We start from the raw sequence: 14,936 nt of genomic DNA on the forward strand, positions 1-14,936 counted from the left end.
GAGATCGGGGTCGCCGATCTCCCATGTGTCAGGAGATCAGTCGATGTGGCCAGCTTCGTCGCGATATCGCGGCGCCGGCGCGAGCGCGCCCAGACCGTGGCCGGATGGCCGCAGTGCGTGATGGCTGGCGATGACGAAATTGGATTTCATGACGAGATGATGTTCGAAAGAACGCTCGCAGGGAGCGAAGGCCGCGCACGTTACGCTTGCGAATGAATCAAAGCAATACCGTTCATCGGGAAAGACGAACGGCATGCATCGCGGCATGTATCGCGTTGCCAGCCAGAACTACTTCAGCAACGGACCCAGTGCCGTCCACACGTGATCGCGCAGCTTCGGTTGCGCGCTCGCGATTGGATGCAGGTTGTCGGCCTGGAAGGCATTGCGGTCCAGTGCGATCGGCTCGAGCAGGAACGGCAGCAGCGACACGCCGTACTGCCTGGCCAGCGAACTGAAGTTGTCGGCGAACCCCTGCGTGTACTCACGACCAAAGTTGGGCGGCATGCGCATGCCGATCAGCAACACCTTCGCGCCTGCATCCTTCGATGCGCGGATCATGCGTTCAAGGTTCGCGCGCGACTGCGCCAGCGGCAGTCCGCGCAGGCCGTCGTTGGCGCCCAGTTCGATCACCACCACGGCCGGCTTGCTGCGCCTGATCTCGCCGGCAATGCGGGACGCACCGCCCGCGGTGGTCTCGCCGCTGATGCTGGCATTGACGACGCGCCAACCCGGGCGATCCCTGGCGATGCGGTCGGCGGTCAGCGCCACCCAGCCCTGCGATGCGGCCAGGCCGTAGCCGGCCGAGAGTGAGTCGCCCATTACCAGTACCGTGCGCGCGGGCGCTGCGGCGGGCGTGGCCCTTGCCGCCGACTGTGCCAATGCTGGCGTGGCGAGGGCGAGCGACAGCGCCATCGAGGCGACCCATCCGATGGCACATTGAATGCGCCGGCGCGATGCCGCATATCCTTCCTTCATGGCGGGCGATGACTTGGTGAACATGGTGAACATCGAGATTCGGGCTCCGGATTCCACTACCAGCATAGAGACGATCATGGCCGATTCACGTGAACTGCGCGCCACGGCTTCGGCCACGCTTCAGGTCGAAGGACTGGGCAAGCGGGTGATGCTGCCCTCGGGCGAGCTGGTCATCCTCGACGACGTCGGCTTCGATATCGCCCGCGGCGACACGGTTGCGATAGTCGGTGCGTCCGGCTCGGGCAAGAGCACCCTGCTGTCGCTGCTCGCCGGTCTCGACACTCCCAGCAGCGGCCGCGTCACGCTCGACGGTGAGGTGCTGTCGACGCTGGACGAGGATGGCCGTGCGCGCGTGCGCGGCGAGAAGGTCGGCTTCGTCTTCCAGAACTTCCAACTGTTGCCGTCGTTGACCGCCATCGAGAACGTCATGCTGCCGCTGGAGCTGCGCGGCGATCGCGAAGTGGAGTCGGCTGCGCGCACCATCCTGGAAAAGGTCGGCCTGGCGCAGCGCCTGGGGCACTATCCGCGCCAACTCTCCGGTGGCGAGCAGCAGCGCGTCGCGCTGGCCCGCGCCTTCGTCACCCGCCCGGCGCTGCTGTTCGCCGACGAACCCACCGGCAACCTCGACACCCACACGGGCCAGGCAATCATCGAGCTGCTGTTCGAACTCAACGCCGACGCCGGCACGACCCTGGTGCTGGTCACCCACGATGAGCACCTGGCCTCGCGCTGCAGCCGCATGTTGCGCCTCGACAGCGGCCGGCTGGTGGCGTCATGAGGATGATTGGCCTGGCCTGGCGGCAACTGCGTCGCGATCTCGCCGCCGGTGACGTCCGCATCCTGATCGCGGCACTGGTGCTGGCGGTGCTGGCGGTGACCGCAGTGGGTTTCGTCACCGACCGCGCCGAGCGCGCGCTGGCGATCGAAGCCAACCGCCTGCTCGGTGGCGACGCGGTGGTGCGCGCCGATACGCCGATTGCCGGCGTCGTCCTCGACGCGGCCAACGATCCGCAACTGCAGCGTACGCAGACGCAGGAACTGCAGACCATGATCCGCGTCGGCGAGCGCCTGCAACTCGGCGATCTGCGTGGCCTGGGCGAGGGCTTTCCCCTGCGCGGAACCTTCCGCATCGCCGATGCCAGCGGCGTCGAGCGCGATGCCGGCGCCGTGCCGGCGAAGGGCACGGTCTGGATGAGCCGCGCCGGCGCCGACACACTCGGCGCGCGCCTGGGCGACGAGATCACCCTCGGCGATGCGCGCTTCCGCCTGGCCGCGCTGGTGATGCAGGAGCCCGACGCGGCGCTGGATTACTTCAACGTCGCGCCCAAGGTCTTCCTCAACCTCGGCGACGTGGCTTCGACCGGGCTGGTGCAGGAAGGCAGCCGCATCCGCTATCGCCTCGTCATCGCCGGCCCCGCGGCCGCGGTCGAACGTTTCGTCGCACGCGTACGTCCGGCGCTCGGCCGCGGCCAGCGACTGGAGACGATTGCCGATGCGCGGCCGGAGATCCGTTCCGCGCTCGATCGCGCCGGCCGCTTCCTCGGCCTGGCCGCGCTGGTGTCGGTGGTGCTGGCGGCAGTGGCCGTGGCGATGGCGGCGCGCCGGCACAGCGAACGCCATCTGTCCGGAACCGCAGTCATGCGCTGCCTCGGCGCCAGCCAGCGCACGCTGGTCACGATCCAGGTCGGCGAGCTGGTGATGCTTGGCCTGATCGCCAGCACGATAGGCGTCGTGCTCGCATTCGGGCTGCAATGGTTGATCGGCGGCTGGCTCGAGCAGGCGCTGAAACTGTCGATACCGCCGGCCGGCCTGTTGCCGGCATTGCAGGGCTATGGCGTCGGCCTGGTCGTGCTGCTGGCCTTCGGCGCGCCGCCGGTGCTGGCGCTGCGACGCGTGCCGGCGTTGCGCGTGCTGCGTCGCGACCTCGATCCGACCGAGCCCAGCGCATGGCTGGTGACGATTGCCGGTTTCGCCGGTCTCGCCGCGCTGCTGTGGTGGAAGGCCGGTTCGGCCACGCTGGGTCTGTCGATGCTGGTCGGCATCGCGGCGACGCTGGTCGTGCTGGCGCTGCTGGCGTGGCTGCTGATCCTGGTGGTCCGGCGTGTGCGCTCGCGCCTGCGCGGCAGCCTGCGCTACGGCCTGGCCAACGTCAGCCGCCGGGCAGGCGCCAGCATCGCCCAGGTGTCTGCGCTGGGCCTGGGCCTGATGGCGTTGCTGCTGCTGACATTCGTGCGCACCGACCTGCTCGATCGCTGGCAGGTGGCGTTGTCGGCCGACGCGCCGAACCGCTTCATCATCAACGTCCAGGATGACCAGGTCGCCGACGTGCGCGCTTTCATCGCCAAGCAGGGCGTTGCAGCGCCGACGCTCTACCCGATGATCCGCGGCCGCCTCGTCTCGCATAACGGCAAGGCCGTCACCGGCGCCGACTACGAGGCGCAGGGCGAACGCGCGCAGCGCCTGGCCGAGCGCGAGTTCAACCTGTCGGTCGGCGACCAGCTGCGCGATGACAACCGCATCACCACCGGAACCTTCTGGGGCAAGCGCAAGCCGGCGCAGCCGGAGGTGTCGGTCGAGGAGGACTTCGCCGAGCGCCTGGGCTGGAAGATCGGCGACCGCATCGCTTTCGACATCGCCGGGCAGCCGTTCACCGCGAAGATCACCAGCCTGCGCAGCGTCGACTGGGAAAGCTTCCGCCCGAATTTCTTCGTCGTCGCATCGCCCGGCTCGCTCGACGGGTTCCCGGCCAGCCACATCACCGCGGTCAGCGTGCCGCCGGCGCGCACGCGCTTCACCGCCGACCTGGTCGAACGCTTCCCGAACCTGTCGGTAATCGACATCGATGCAGTGCTCAAGCAGGTTCGCAGTACCGCCGACCAGGTCTCGACCGTGGTGGAGGTGGTGTTCGTGTTTTCGCTGGTGGCGGGCCTGCTGGTGTTGATGGCGGCCGTCAGCGCCAGCCAGGACGAGCGCCTGCTGGAAGGCGGGGTGATGCGCGCGATCGGCGCCAGCCGCCGTCAGTTGCGGCTGGCGCAGGCGTCGGAATTCGCGGCGATCGGCCTGCTGTCGGGCCTGACAGCGGCGATCGCCGCATCGGTGCTGGCCGGCGTGATCGCCACCCGCGTGTTCGACCTGCCGTGGAAGACCGACTGGCGCCTGGCCGCCGCCGGCGCCGCCATTGGCGTGCTGGCGGCGCTGCTGGCCGGCATGTTCGCAACCCGGCGCGTGCTGGATGCACCGCCATCGGTGACGCTGCGGGAGTTGCAGGATTGAAACGGCGCAGCGTTACTGGGGCATGCCGCTCTACTGGAACACGATCTGCGGCTTTGCGCTGAACCGGCGCGGGTAGCCGCGCTCGGTGGCGACGCGGTCGACTTCGTCGGTGGGCAGGTCGGGGGCGCCGTATACCGCGTAGGCGATTTCGCCGTCACGCATGCCGATCTGGTGCAGCCGATAGCGTGATTGCCCCGCACCGGTGTTCTCCGGGTAATGCAGGGGCGGCTCGCTGCCGTCCAGGTCGAGCTCGCTGTTGTCGACCATTCCGCCTACGAAAAGCGCGCGCATCGCCATTCTCCTTGCCTGAATCTGCCTCCATGGTGCCGGGCAAGGCGTTGAATCGGCATGAAGCTTCGGTGCAGCGGCCGTACCGGCCCCGTGGCCGCGTAGAATTGTGCGATGACTACGGCAAAATTCCCCGCAACAACGCTCACGAACGGTGCACGGCATGCGCGCTGAAGACGACGCGGCCCTGCAAGCCCTGCTGCTTCCTTTCGTCGATGGCGTGCTGACGTGGCCGGAGAACGGCGGCGTACTGTTCCTGCGTGCGCGCGATGGCTGGCCACTGCACCAGCGCGAGCTGCCCGGCCTGGTCTGCGAGCAGAGCTTCAAGCCCGAGGCCGAGGCGCTCAAGCACTCCGGGCTGACCCTGGTCGATGCCAGCGAGGACAGCCGCCACGCGCTGGTGCTGGTGCTGCCGCCGCGCCAGCGCGACGAGGCCCGGGCGCTGTTCGCACGCGCCCTGACGCGATGCGCTCCGGGCGGTCGCGTCGTGGCCTGCCTGTCCAACAATGAAGGCTCCAAGGCGGGTGAAGCCGACCTGGCCCGCATTGCCGGCCCGGTCGGCAACCTGTCCAAGCACAAGTGCCGCGTGTTCTGGACCGCGCCGTTGGACGGCCCGGCCGATCCCGGACTGGCCGCGCAGTGGCTGCAGGCGGACGCGCCGCGCGCGATCGCCGAAGGCCGCTTCCTGAGCCGTCCCGGCCTGTTCGCGTGGGACCGCATCGATCCGGCCTCGCGCCTGCTGGTCGAGCAATTGCCGGCGACGCTGGCCGGGCGCGCTGCCGATCTCGGCGCCGGCTACGGCTACATCGCCAGCGAGCTGCTGGCGCGTTGCCCGGGCATCACAGCGGTCGACCTGTACGAGGCCGAGGGACGGGCGCTCGAGCTGGCGCGCAGCAACCTCGCGCCGTTGGCCTCGCGTGCCCAGCTCGGCTTTCATTGGCATGACGTCACGCGTGGTCTCGAAGGCCAGCAGTACGACGTGATCGTCAGCAATCCGCCGTTCCACGCGCAGGGCCGGGCAGACCGCCCTGACATCGGCCGTGCCTTCATCTCCGCCGCTGCACAGGCGATGCGCCCGGGCGGCCAGCTGTGGCTCGTGGCCAATCGCCACCTGCCTTACGAAGAGATGCTCGCGGTGCACTTCGGCGACGTGCGCACGGTGGCGCAGCGCGACGGCTTCAAGGTCATTGCCGCTGTCGCCACGCCGCGCGCGGCCGCCGTCGCGCCCGCTGGCGCTATCGACAGGCGAAGGAACAAGGGCAAGGCCAGGAACAGGGACTGGAAATGAAGCTGGTCAAGCTGATCGCAAACCTTGGCTATGGCAGTCGCAAGGATGTCGCGACGATGTTCCGCGAAGGCCGCATCACCGATGCGGCCGGCGAAGTGCTCTACGCAGACGACAAGGTCGGCCACGATGCCATCCGCATCGACGGCGAGCCGCTGGATCCTCCGGGCGGCCTGACCCTGATGCTGCACAAGCCGATCGGGTACACCTGTTCGACCAAGGATCCCGGTCGCGTCATCTACGACCTGCTGCCGCCGCGCTTTCGTTTGCGCTCGCCGATCCTGTCGAGCGTCGGCCGGCTCGATCGCGACACCTCCGGCATGCTTCTGATGACCGACGACGGCGCGTTGCTGCACCGGATCGTTTCGCCGAAGGCAAAGCTCGCCAAGGTCTACGAGACCACGCTGGCGCAGGACCTGCGCGGCGACGAAGGCGCGCTGTTCGCCAGCGGCACGCTGGTGCTCGAATCGGAGGACACGCCACTGGCGCCTGCGCAATTGCACGTCAACGACCCGCGCCACGCCGCGCTGACGCTGACCGAAGGCCGTTACCACCAGGTTCGCCGCATGTTCGCCGCGATCGGCAACCACGTTGATGCGCTGCACCGCAGCCGCATCGGTGGGCTTGGGCTCGACGCGCTGCCGGCCGGGCAGTGGCGCCTGCTCGACGCCGATGACATCACCCGCCTGTTCGGGGCTGGTGCATGAGCCTGCTGGCGCCGGTGCAGTTCACCCCGGTCGCGGTCCTGTTCGACATGGACGGGCTGATGATCGAGAGCGAGCGCGCGCTGCTGCAGTGCTGGCGCGAGACCGCCGACGAACTGGGGCTGGCGTTCGAGGATTCGTTATGGCTGTCGTTCGTCGGCCTGTCCGACCGCGCCTGCCATGAGCTGCTGCGCCAATACGTGGACGAGGCGCAGCTGCAGGCGCTGCTGCAGGGATGCAAGGCGCGCTACGACGCCCACGTCGAGGCCGGGTTGCCGTTGAAGCCGGGCCTGATCGAATTGCTGCAGCTGCTCGCGCAGCGCGGCGTGCCACGCGCCGTGGTGACCTCGACCCGGCGCGAGCGCGCGATGCAGAAGCTGGAACTGTGCGGGCTGCTGCCGCACTTCGTCACGGTCGTAACCGGCAGCGACGTGGTTCATTCAAAGCCGGCGCCGGACATCTACCTGCTGGCGGCGCAGCGCCTGGGCGTGACGCCGGAGCATTGCGTGGTGCTGGAAGATTCGGTGCCGGGCGTGCGCGCCGCGCTGGCCGCGGGCATGACCCCGATCCAGGTGCCGGACCTGGTGATGCCCGATGCGGCAGCCAGGGCGCTGGGGCATCGCGTGGTCGACTCGCTGGTGCAGGCCAGGGCGCTGATCGAGCCGGTGTTGCCTTGGCAAGGCAACGTCCATGGTTCCCCGCCTGCGCGGGGTTGACGAGCGGGCCTTACGTCTCCAGCAACCGCCGCCAGCCTTCGATCCCCAGCCTCTCCAGCGTCGCGATGTTCCGCTCGACGATCACATCCGGGTCCGGAAACGCCGCCACCGCGCGCTCGACGCTGGCCTCGCGCAGCAGGTGCAGCATCGGGTAGGGCGAGCGATTGCTGCAGTTGCCGACGTCGTCGATCGCGGTACCGGCAAACTGGTAGTCGGGGTGGAAGCTCGCGATCTGGATGTCGCCTTCCAGCCCCAGCGCCGCCACCACCGCGTCGGCCTGGTCGAGGAAATCGTTGTAGTCGAGGAATTCGCCGAGCACCTGCGGATGGATCAACAGGGTCGTGTCCGTCTGCTCGGGGTCGGTCGCGGCGAGCAGGGCCAGCTCGGCGGCGAGCTCTTCGCGCAGCGCATCCGTGCTGGTCGCCGCGCTCAGGACGAAGCGCACCTGCTGCTTGACATACACCGCCTTGGCGAACGGGCACAGGTTCAGCCCGATCACCGCGCGCTCCAGCCAGCGCCGGGTCGCGGCGATGGGGTCTTCGCCGCTCATCGTGGCTCAGTCGCGGAAATTGTCGAACTGCAGCGGACGCTCGTACTCGGCGCCCTTGAGCAGCGCAATGGCCGCCTGCAGGTCGTCGCGCTTCTTGCCGATCACGCGCAGCTTGTCGCCGTTGATCTGGCTGTCGACCTTGAGCTTGGCGTCCTTGAGCGAGGCCTGGATCTTCTTCGCCAGTTCGCGCTCGATGCCCTGCTTGACGGTGATCTTCTGGCGCGCGCCGGCCAGGTTGGTCTCGACGTCGCCGAACTCCAGGCAACGCGCATCGATGCCGCGGGCAATCAGCCGTGCACGCAGGATGTCGTTCATCTGCTTGAGCTGGAATTCGCTCGGCGCCGACTGGCTGATGACCTGGTCGTCGAGCTCGAACTTCGCTTCGACGCCCTTGAAGTCGAAGCGCGTGCCGAGCTCGCGATTTGCCTGGTCGACGGCGTTGGTCAGCTCGTGGCTGTCGACTTCGGAAATGACGTCAAAGGAAGGCATGGCCGGCGCGGCTCCATTGGGCGAATTCGGGCGCGAATTCGGGGGCGCAAAGGGTAGCGCAGGCAACGACGGAGTGCAGCCACGGTACGCTGCGTTCCGCCGCATGGCCCCTCGCCTGCGCCCAGCGCGACACCCGTCGAGGCTAGACTGGCTGCCTCCCGATGCCTCCACCCCCCTCAATCCGCCTGGAAGCGCCATGCTGAAGACGCCCGCCTACGCCGTGCAGGACGCCCGTTCGCCGCTCGCCCCCTTCACCATCGACCGCCGCGAGCCGGGCCCGGAGGAGGTGCTGATCGACATCCTCTACTGCGGCGTGTGCCATTCCGACATCCACCAGGCGCGCGACGAGTGGGGCGGTTCGAACTTCCCGATGGTGCCCGGCCACGAGATCGTCGGTCGGGTGGCCAAAGCCGGTGCCGGGGTCAGCAGGTTCAAGGTCGGCGACAACGTCGGTGTCGGCGTCTTTGTCGACTCCTGCCGCAGCTGCGCGAACTGCAGGTCCGGCGAGGAGCAATTCTGCGAGTTCGGCATGAGCGGCACCTACAACAGCTTCGAGCGCAATCCGGACGACCACCGCTTCGACAGGTCGCGGCCGACCCATGGCGGCTATTCCACGCGGATCACCGTCGACCAGGCCTACGTGCTGCGCATCCCCGAGGCCATCCCGCTCGACCGCGCCGCGCCGCTGCTGTGCGCCGGCATCACCACCTGGTCGCCGCTGAAGCACTTCGGCGTGAAGGCCGGCGACAAGGTTGCCGTGGTCGGCCTGGGCGGGCTGGGGCACATGGGCGTCAAGCTGGCGGTCGCACTCGGAGCGGACGTGACCGTGCTGAGCACCTCGGAATCCAAGCGCGCTGATGCACTGGCGCTGGGCGCCAGGGGATTTGCCGCGACGCGCGACGGCACCGCCTTCAAGGAACTCGCGCAGCAGTTCGACTACATCCTCGACACCGTCTCGGCCGAACACGACTACAACGCCTACCTCGACCTGCTCAAGCTCGACGGCACGATGGTGCTGCTCGGCATTCCCGAGGCTCCGCAGGCGGTATCGGCCGGCACGCTGATCCGTCGGCGCAGGCGCCTGGCCGGATCGATGATCGGCGGCATCGCCGAGACCCAGGCGATGCTGGATTTCTGTGCCGAGCATGGCGTCGCCTCCGACATCGAACTGATCGGCATCGAGCAGGTCAACGAAGCCTACGAGCGGATGTTGAAGGCGGACGTGCGCTACCGCTTCGTGATCGATGTCGGCCGCTGGGCCTCACAGGCCGGTTGACCGTGCCCACCGGCCACAACCCCCGCCAGATCCGCGCGATGCTGACCATGCTGGTCGCGGTGGCGCTGTTCGCGATGATGGACGCCGGGCTCAAGCAGCTGTCGGCGCACTATCCGCCGCTCCAGGTCGCGGCGCTGCGTGGAGCGGCCTCGTTGCCGCTGGTGCTGGTGTGGGCACTGGCCACCGTCGGCGTGCGGCCGCTGCTGAAGGTGCGCTGGTCGTTGCACCTGCTGCGTGGCGTGCTCGGCGTGGCGATGATGGCAGCCTTCGTCTATGCGGTCAGCCGCATGCCGCTGTCGACCACGTACTCGATTTTCTTCGTGGCGCCGCTGCTGATCACCGCGATGTCGGTGCCGTTCCTCGGCGAGAAGGTCGGGCCGAGGCGCTGGACGGCCATCGCGGTCGGACTGATCGGCGTGCTGGTGCTGCTGCGCCCCACCGGCGAGGGCCTGGTCAGCCTGGCCGCGCTGGCGGTGCTGGTGGCCGCGGTGATGTATTCGATCAGCGCGATCACGGTGCGCATCCTGGCCCGCACCGACAGCACCCAGTCGATGATGGTCTGGCTGATGGTGATGATCGCCGTAGGCGGCGGCGCGCTGGCCTGGCCGCAGTGGGTGCCGATCCGCAGCGAACACCTTTGGCTGATCGGCGGGGTCGGTGTGGCCGGCGCGCTGGGGCAGTACGCAATCACCGAGGCGTTCCGCATGGGCGAAGCGTCGCTGATCGCGCCGCTGGAATACACCGCACTGATCTGGGGCGTGCTGCTGGACCTGAGCCTGTGGGGCGTGCTGCCCGATGCGATCACATGGCTGGGCGCGGGGATCATCATCGCCAGCGGCCTGTACCTGCTGCGACGTGAGCGCGTGCACGCGGAAGCCGAACATCCGTGAGGCGCGGCAATGCCCGAGGTGCGTCCGTGGGGGAGGTCGTTGGCGCGGCCAGGCGAGCCGCGCCTTCGATCCGGTCAGGGTGTGCGCGCCGCGATCTCGCGGTCGACTAGTTTTCGGTGCTGGCGTTCAGCGCTGCCGACAGCGCCGTATTGCCGCCGACGAGGTCGGCCCAGCGGACTTCATGGCCATTGCGCCGACCTTTCTCCACCAGCTTGAGGCCATCGGCATCGATGGTCAGGGTGTAGGGACGGTCTTCGATCTGGATCTCGCGACGCAGCGGTTTATCGAGCTTGGTCGTCATGCGTAACTCCTGCCTTTAGGAAACACCCGCGACCCTAACTGCGGGCGGTGATCGCAGCGTGAACGCCGCAGGGCCGCGTAGAGGCGCCCAGCCCGCGCGTCATCGGCGCGTGAAGGACAACGGGCCCGGTGGGCCCGTTGTCCTGCGACCGGAGAGGATCGCGATCAGAGCACCTGGATCAGATCAGATCAGAACCGGGCGCCGACACCGACGCCGAGCACGACCGGATTCAGCTCGGCCTTGCCGACCTTCGCGCCATCGACCCGCACGTCCGGCTGGCCGGTGGTGTCGTGCATGTAGCGCACGTCGGCGCGCGCGAACCAGGTCGGGGTGATGTTGACGTCGACGCCGGCGGTGGCGATGGCGCCCTTGGCGGTTTCCACGCCGATGCGCTGGCCGGCCAGTGCGCCCGACGGTTCGGCCTTCTCGCCGTCGACGTTGGCTTCGAAGTAGCCCAGGCCGACGAACGGACGGATCAGGTTGGCCGAGCTGCCGAAATGGTACTGGCCGCTCAGCGCATACGGCTGGCTGTCGATGCTGGCGATCTTGCCGTTGGGCGTGCTGACGCGATTGCCGAACTTGTCGGCGGCGCCCCAGGCTTCGACAGCGATGTTGTCGGTGACGTACCAGCTCGCGCTCAGGGTCGCGGCGCCATCACCGTCGACGTTGGTGCGGGCGCCGGCGATCTGCGGGTTGCTGGTCGGCTCGGCCAGCGCGTAACCGCCAACCACCGCGAAGCGCTTGCCGCCGGTGTCGGTGCCCGCGTCCTGCGCGAATGCGGCCGGGGCGATGGCCAGGGTGGCCACGACGGCCAGGGTCAAATGACGAAAATGCATCATGGAGAAATCTCCTCGTTATTGAAAACGATCTTGTTGACGCCTTGGGGGAGGCTGCCTCGGAAAAGGCGCGACCACCCTAGCCATCGATCCATGAACCGTGGTTGCCCCTGCGACCGCGGCGGCCGGAACTTTTTCGCGATCGTCGTGTTCACTGACGTGCGCGCGTAAACATGTCGGCGATGAACTCGCGATGACGGCGCAGTCCCCCGCAGCCGCAAAACCAGGACATGCGACAGGGGACATCGCCGCGCGAAAACGGCAAGATGGGCGCAAACATCCACAGGGGTCAGGTCATGCGCAGCTTGTCTTTGCCCAGCGTGCTCATCGCACTTGCATTGCCGGTTGCATGTGCACAGGCCGCTGAAGTCGACGTGGATGTCTCATGCAACATGGACAGTGACTACGACCTGAGCATCGACGAGCGCAGCGTCATCCTGACCCGCGCCGACGGCGTGCCCAAGGCGATCGTGATGCGCCAGGGCAAGCTGTTCGTCGACGACCGCTGGGTCGCGCTCGGCAGCGCCGACACGCAACGCATCGCCGATTTCGAGAAGGGCGCGCGGGCGGCGATGCCGGAAGCGCAGGCGATCGGGCGCGAAGCGGCCGACATCGCCTTCGCCGTGCTGGGCGAAGTCGCCGCCGGATTCAGCAGCGACCCGAAGGCGGCGCAGGCCAATGTCGCCCAGGCGCGGGCGAAGATCGACACGCGCCTGGCGCGGTCGGTGACGGCGACACGCTTCAATGGCCGCGACCTGGGCGAAGGCATCGGCGATGCGGTCGCAGAGGTCATCCCGAGCATGATCGGCGACATCGTCAGCGGCGCCCTCGGCGCGGCCTTCAGCGGCGATGCCAGCCGCCTCAAGCGGCTGGAGAACCTGGACGCCCAGATCGAGGCGCGGGTCGAACCACGCGCCAAGGTGCTCGAGCAGCGCGCCGACAGCCTGTGCCGGCGCATGGTCGAGCTCGACCGGATCGACGACTCGCTGGAATACCGGGCGCCCAACGGGCAGCCGCTCAACATGCTGGAGGCACGCCGGGACAAACCGGCCGACAAGGAAGATGCCAACCCGTCCCAGGACGCCGCGGCGGAGGCGGCTCGGGCGTCGGCGCAGGGCTGACAAACCGGCGTCACCGGTCGATACCGTGACGTATGTCGCCCGCGGTTGGCGCAGTCGCCGGCAACCCGCACAATAGGGTTTTCGCGTACCGCGGGACCCCCACATCATGGCTGAGCTCAAAGAAGCACGCGTTCCCGACATCGGGGACTACGAAGGCGTGCCGGTGATCGAATTGCTGGTCGCAGTCGGCGACACGGTCAAGCTGGACCAGGGCCTGGTCACGCTCGAATCCGACAAGGCGACCCTGGAAGTGCCGGCGCCGTTCGCCGGCGTCGTGCGCGAGATCAAGGTCAAGATCGGCGACGAGCTCTCCGAGGGCAGCGTCGTGGCGATGATCGAGCCGGCCGAGGCGGGCGCCGCAGCGGCCGCGCCGGCCAAGGCTGCCGAAGCGCCCAAGGCCGCCGAACCGCAAAAGGCCGCCGAGCCGCAAAAGGCCGCCGAGCCGCCGCGCGCCGAACCGGCCGCGCCGTCGCAGCAGGTCAAGGCCGCCGAGACCGGGACCCGGGTCGAACCGGTGGTCGTGGCGGCGCAGGCCGACCGCATCGCCCAGGCGTCGATCGATGCCCAGCGTCCCGGCACCGATCCGGAGGCCATGCCGCCGACGTCGCCGCCGGTGACCTTCGGTGCCGACGAACTGATGCCCGACAAGGTGCCGTACGCCAGCCCCGCCGTGCGCCTGTACGCACGCGAGCTCGGCGTGGACCTGTTCCAGATCGGCGGCAGCGAGCGCGGCGGCCGCATCAGCAAGGACGACGTGTCGAAGTTCGTGAAGGGCGTGATGCAGGGCGGAGCGGCACCGGCAGCCGCCGGCGCACCGGTTGCGCTGGGCGGCGGCCTCAACCTGCTGCCATGGCCGAAGATCGACTTCAGCAAGTTCGGCGAGACCGAGACCAAGCCGCTGTCGCGCATCCAGAAGCTGTCGGGTGCGAACCTGGCGCGTAACTGGGCGATGATCCCGCACGTCACCCAGCACGACGATGCCGACATCACCGACCTGGAAGAGCTGCGCGTGGCGCTCAACAAGGAGAACGAGAAGGCCGGCATCAAGCTGACCATGCTCGCCTTCCTGATGAAGGCGTCGGTGTCGGCGATGCAGAAGTACCCGGCGTTCAACGCCTCGCTCGATGCGACCGCCGAGAACCTGGTGCTGAAGAAGTACTTCCACATCGGCTTCGCCGCCGACACGCCCAACGGCCTGGTCGTCCCGGTCGTGCGCGACGTCGACAAGAAGGGCGTGATCCAGATCGCCCAGGAAACCTCGGAGCTGGCCAAGAAGGCCCGCGACGGCAAGCTCGGCCCGGCCGACATGAGCGGCGGTTGTTTCTCGATCAGCTCGCTCGGCGGCATCGGCGGCACCAAGTTCACGCCGATCGTCAACGCGCCGGAAGTGGCGATCCTCGGTGTCTCCAAGTCGGCGATCCGGCCGGTGTGGGACGGCAAGCAGTTCGCGCCGCGCCTGATCCTGCCGCTGTCGCTGAGCTACGACCACCGCGTCATCGACGGCGCCCTGGCCGCGCGCTTCACCGCGCACCTGGCGCAGTTGCTGGCCGACATGCGGCGCGTACTGCTGTGAGCCTGCGCGCGCTGTGCCTCGCGGCGAGCCTGCTGGCCGTGCAGGCCGCAGCAACCGCCCGCGCCGACGACGAGGTCTGCAACCTCGACCTCGGCCGCGGCTGGCCGCCGGCGACCGAGAACTACGGTTCGGCGGTTGAAGGCCTGTTCGCAGCAGGCGCCAAGCCGACGCTGAGCATGACCCGCCTGCCGGCGCGCAGCGTCGAGAGCGCCGTGCAGTTGTTTGCCGGCGACGGCGATGGCGACTGGACCCTGCGTTTCAGCCAGGCCGACGAACGCGTCGAAGTGTGGAGCGGCGGCAAGCGCGAACTGCGCGTGGGCCAGCAACCCGACGTGCAGCAGGTGCCGATGCCGGCCGCGCTGGCGCGACGCATGGTCGCCGACTGGCAGCGCGCGCTCAGCACGCAGGTGCCGCAGGACCGCGGCGCGCAGTTCCATGAGGGTGAAGTGCTGTTGTTCGTGGTCGACGACCTGCGCATCAGCGGCCTGCAGCCCGCCTGCGGTCCGACGAGCCAGCTCATGGACCAGGTCGGCCTGCTGATCGAGGCCACCGACGACAGCGACGAGAAGCGCATCAAGCGCTGGCGCAAGCTCGAAGAGAAGCTTGACGAACTGGAACAATCGCTCACCGGCGCCACCGGTTGAGCGCAGGAGACATTC

Annotated in this window: 16 protein-coding genes; 10 read left to right on the top strand and 6 right to left on the bottom strand. The window is 68.4% G+C overall.

The features are described 5' to 3' along the window. Positions 1–288 precede the first annotated feature (288 nt). Complete coding sequence (locus AB4Y64_RS10895; protein ID WP_441816677.1) at positions 289–975, bottom strand: arylesterase; 687 nt, start codon at positions 973–975, stop codon at positions 289–291. A 76-nt stretch (positions 976–1,051) separates the two neighbouring features. Between AB4Y64_RS10895 and AB4Y64_RS10900 the strand changes: the two genes are divergently transcribed. After that, entirely contained in the window at positions 1,052–1,753 is a 702-nt protein-coding gene (locus tag AB4Y64_RS10900; protein WP_441816476.1) for an ABC transporter ATP-binding protein, read from the top strand. Continuing rightward, positions 1,750–4,248: an ABC transporter permease gene (locus tag AB4Y64_RS10905; protein ID WP_441816477.1), complete on the top strand. Its 2,499-nt coding sequence runs from the start codon at positions 1,750–1,752 to the stop codon at positions 4,246–4,248. The genes AB4Y64_RS10900 and AB4Y64_RS10905 overlap by 4 nt, the downstream gene beginning before the upstream one ends. Before the next feature lie 30 nt (positions 4,249–4,278). Here the strand turns inward: AB4Y64_RS10905 and AB4Y64_RS10910 are convergent, their stop codons facing one another. Further along, entirely contained in the window at positions 4,279–4,539 is a 261-nt protein-coding gene (locus tag AB4Y64_RS10910; protein ID WP_441816478.1) for a hypothetical protein, read from the bottom strand. A 160-nt stretch (positions 4,540–4,699) separates the two neighbouring features. On the opposite strand from AB4Y64_RS10910, the gene AB4Y64_RS10915 reads away from it, so the two are divergent. From AB4Y64_RS10915 to AB4Y64_RS10925, 3 genes are read left to right on the top strand one after another with little or no spacing between them, the layout of a single operon-like run. Beyond that, complete coding sequence (locus AB4Y64_RS10915; protein WP_441816479.1) at positions 4,700–5,824, top strand: class I SAM-dependent methyltransferase; 1,125 nt, start codon at positions 4,700–4,702, stop codon at positions 5,822–5,824. Further along, entirely contained in the window at positions 5,821–6,528 is a 708-nt protein-coding gene (locus AB4Y64_RS10920; protein ID WP_441816480.1) for a pseudouridine synthase, read from the top strand. Before AB4Y64_RS10915 ends, AB4Y64_RS10920 begins: the two co-directional genes overlap by 4 nt. Continuing rightward, positions 6,525–7,241: an HAD family hydrolase gene (locus tag AB4Y64_RS10925; RefSeq protein ID WP_441816481.1), complete on the top strand. Its 717-nt coding sequence runs from the start codon at positions 6,525–6,527 to the stop codon at positions 7,239–7,241. The genes AB4Y64_RS10920 and AB4Y64_RS10925 overlap by 4 nt, the downstream gene beginning before the upstream one ends. 10 nt (positions 7,242–7,251) lie before the next feature. On the opposite strand, the gene AB4Y64_RS10930 is transcribed toward AB4Y64_RS10925, so the two are convergent. Both AB4Y64_RS10930 and AB4Y64_RS10935 read right to left on the bottom strand, forming a co-directional pair. Beyond that, positions 7,252–7,791 carry a DUF1415 domain-containing protein gene (locus AB4Y64_RS10930; protein WP_441816482.1) on the bottom strand — a complete coding sequence of 180 codons (540 nt, stop codon included), beginning with the start codon at positions 7,789–7,791 and terminating at the stop codon, positions 7,252–7,254. 6 nt (positions 7,792–7,797) lie between these two features. Beyond that, positions 7,798–8,280: a YajQ family cyclic di-GMP-binding protein gene (locus tag AB4Y64_RS10935; protein ID WP_441816483.1), complete on the bottom strand. Its 483-nt coding sequence runs from the start codon at positions 8,278–8,280 to the stop codon at positions 7,798–7,800. 196 nt (positions 8,281–8,476) lie between these two features. On the opposite strand from AB4Y64_RS10935, the gene AB4Y64_RS10940 reads away from it, so the two are divergent. Continuing rightward, positions 8,477–9,556, top strand: a complete 1,080-nt coding sequence (locus AB4Y64_RS10940; RefSeq protein WP_441816484.1) for an NAD(P)-dependent alcohol dehydrogenase — start codon at positions 8,477–8,479, stop codon at positions 9,554–9,556. Between the two features lie 2 nt (positions 9,557–9,558). Next, on the top strand, positions 9,559–10,446 hold the full coding sequence (locus tag AB4Y64_RS10945; RefSeq protein ID WP_441816485.1) for a DMT family transporter: 888 nt from the start codon (positions 9,559–9,561) through the stop codon (positions 10,444–10,446). A 106-nt stretch (positions 10,447–10,552) separates the two neighbouring features. On the opposite strand, the gene AB4Y64_RS10950 is transcribed toward AB4Y64_RS10945, so the two are convergent. Next, positions 10,553–10,747, bottom strand: coding sequence for a hypothetical protein (locus AB4Y64_RS10950; RefSeq protein ID WP_441816486.1), 195 nt, complete (start codon positions 10,745–10,747; stop codon positions 10,553–10,555). 188 nt (positions 10,748–10,935) lie between these two features. After that, positions 10,936–11,586, bottom strand: coding sequence for an OmpW/AlkL family protein (locus tag AB4Y64_RS10955; protein ID WP_441816487.1), 651 nt, complete (start codon positions 11,584–11,586; stop codon positions 10,936–10,938). 293 nt (positions 11,587–11,879) lie between these two features. Here AB4Y64_RS10955 and AB4Y64_RS10960 point away from each other — a divergent pair, with 293 nt between their 5' ends. The 3 genes from AB4Y64_RS10960 (at position 11,880) to AB4Y64_RS10970 (ending at position 14,921) form a co-directional block, all read left to right on the top strand. Beyond that, positions 11,880–12,704, top strand: coding sequence for a DUF2884 family protein (locus AB4Y64_RS10960; protein WP_441816488.1), 825 nt, complete (start codon positions 11,880–11,882; stop codon positions 12,702–12,704). Positions 12,705–12,810: 106 nt separating this feature from the next. Further along, a complete protein-coding gene (locus AB4Y64_RS10965) occupies positions 12,811–14,277 on the top strand; it encodes a dihydrolipoyllysine-residue acetyltransferase (protein ID WP_441816489.1) in 1,467 nt (488 codons plus the stop codon). Then, positions 14,274–14,921 carry a hypothetical protein gene (locus AB4Y64_RS10970; RefSeq protein WP_441816490.1) on the top strand — a complete coding sequence of 216 codons (648 nt, stop codon included), beginning with the start codon at positions 14,274–14,276 and terminating at the stop codon, positions 14,919–14,921. Before AB4Y64_RS10965 ends, AB4Y64_RS10970 begins: the two co-directional genes overlap by 4 nt. Positions 14,922–14,936 lie beyond the last annotated feature (15 nt).

Source organism: Lysobacter sp. TAF61 (genome assembly GCF_052113485.1).
In the GTDB taxonomy this organism is placed as follows: Bacteria; Pseudomonadota; Gammaproteobacteria; order Xanthomonadales; family Xanthomonadaceae; genus Lysobacter_J.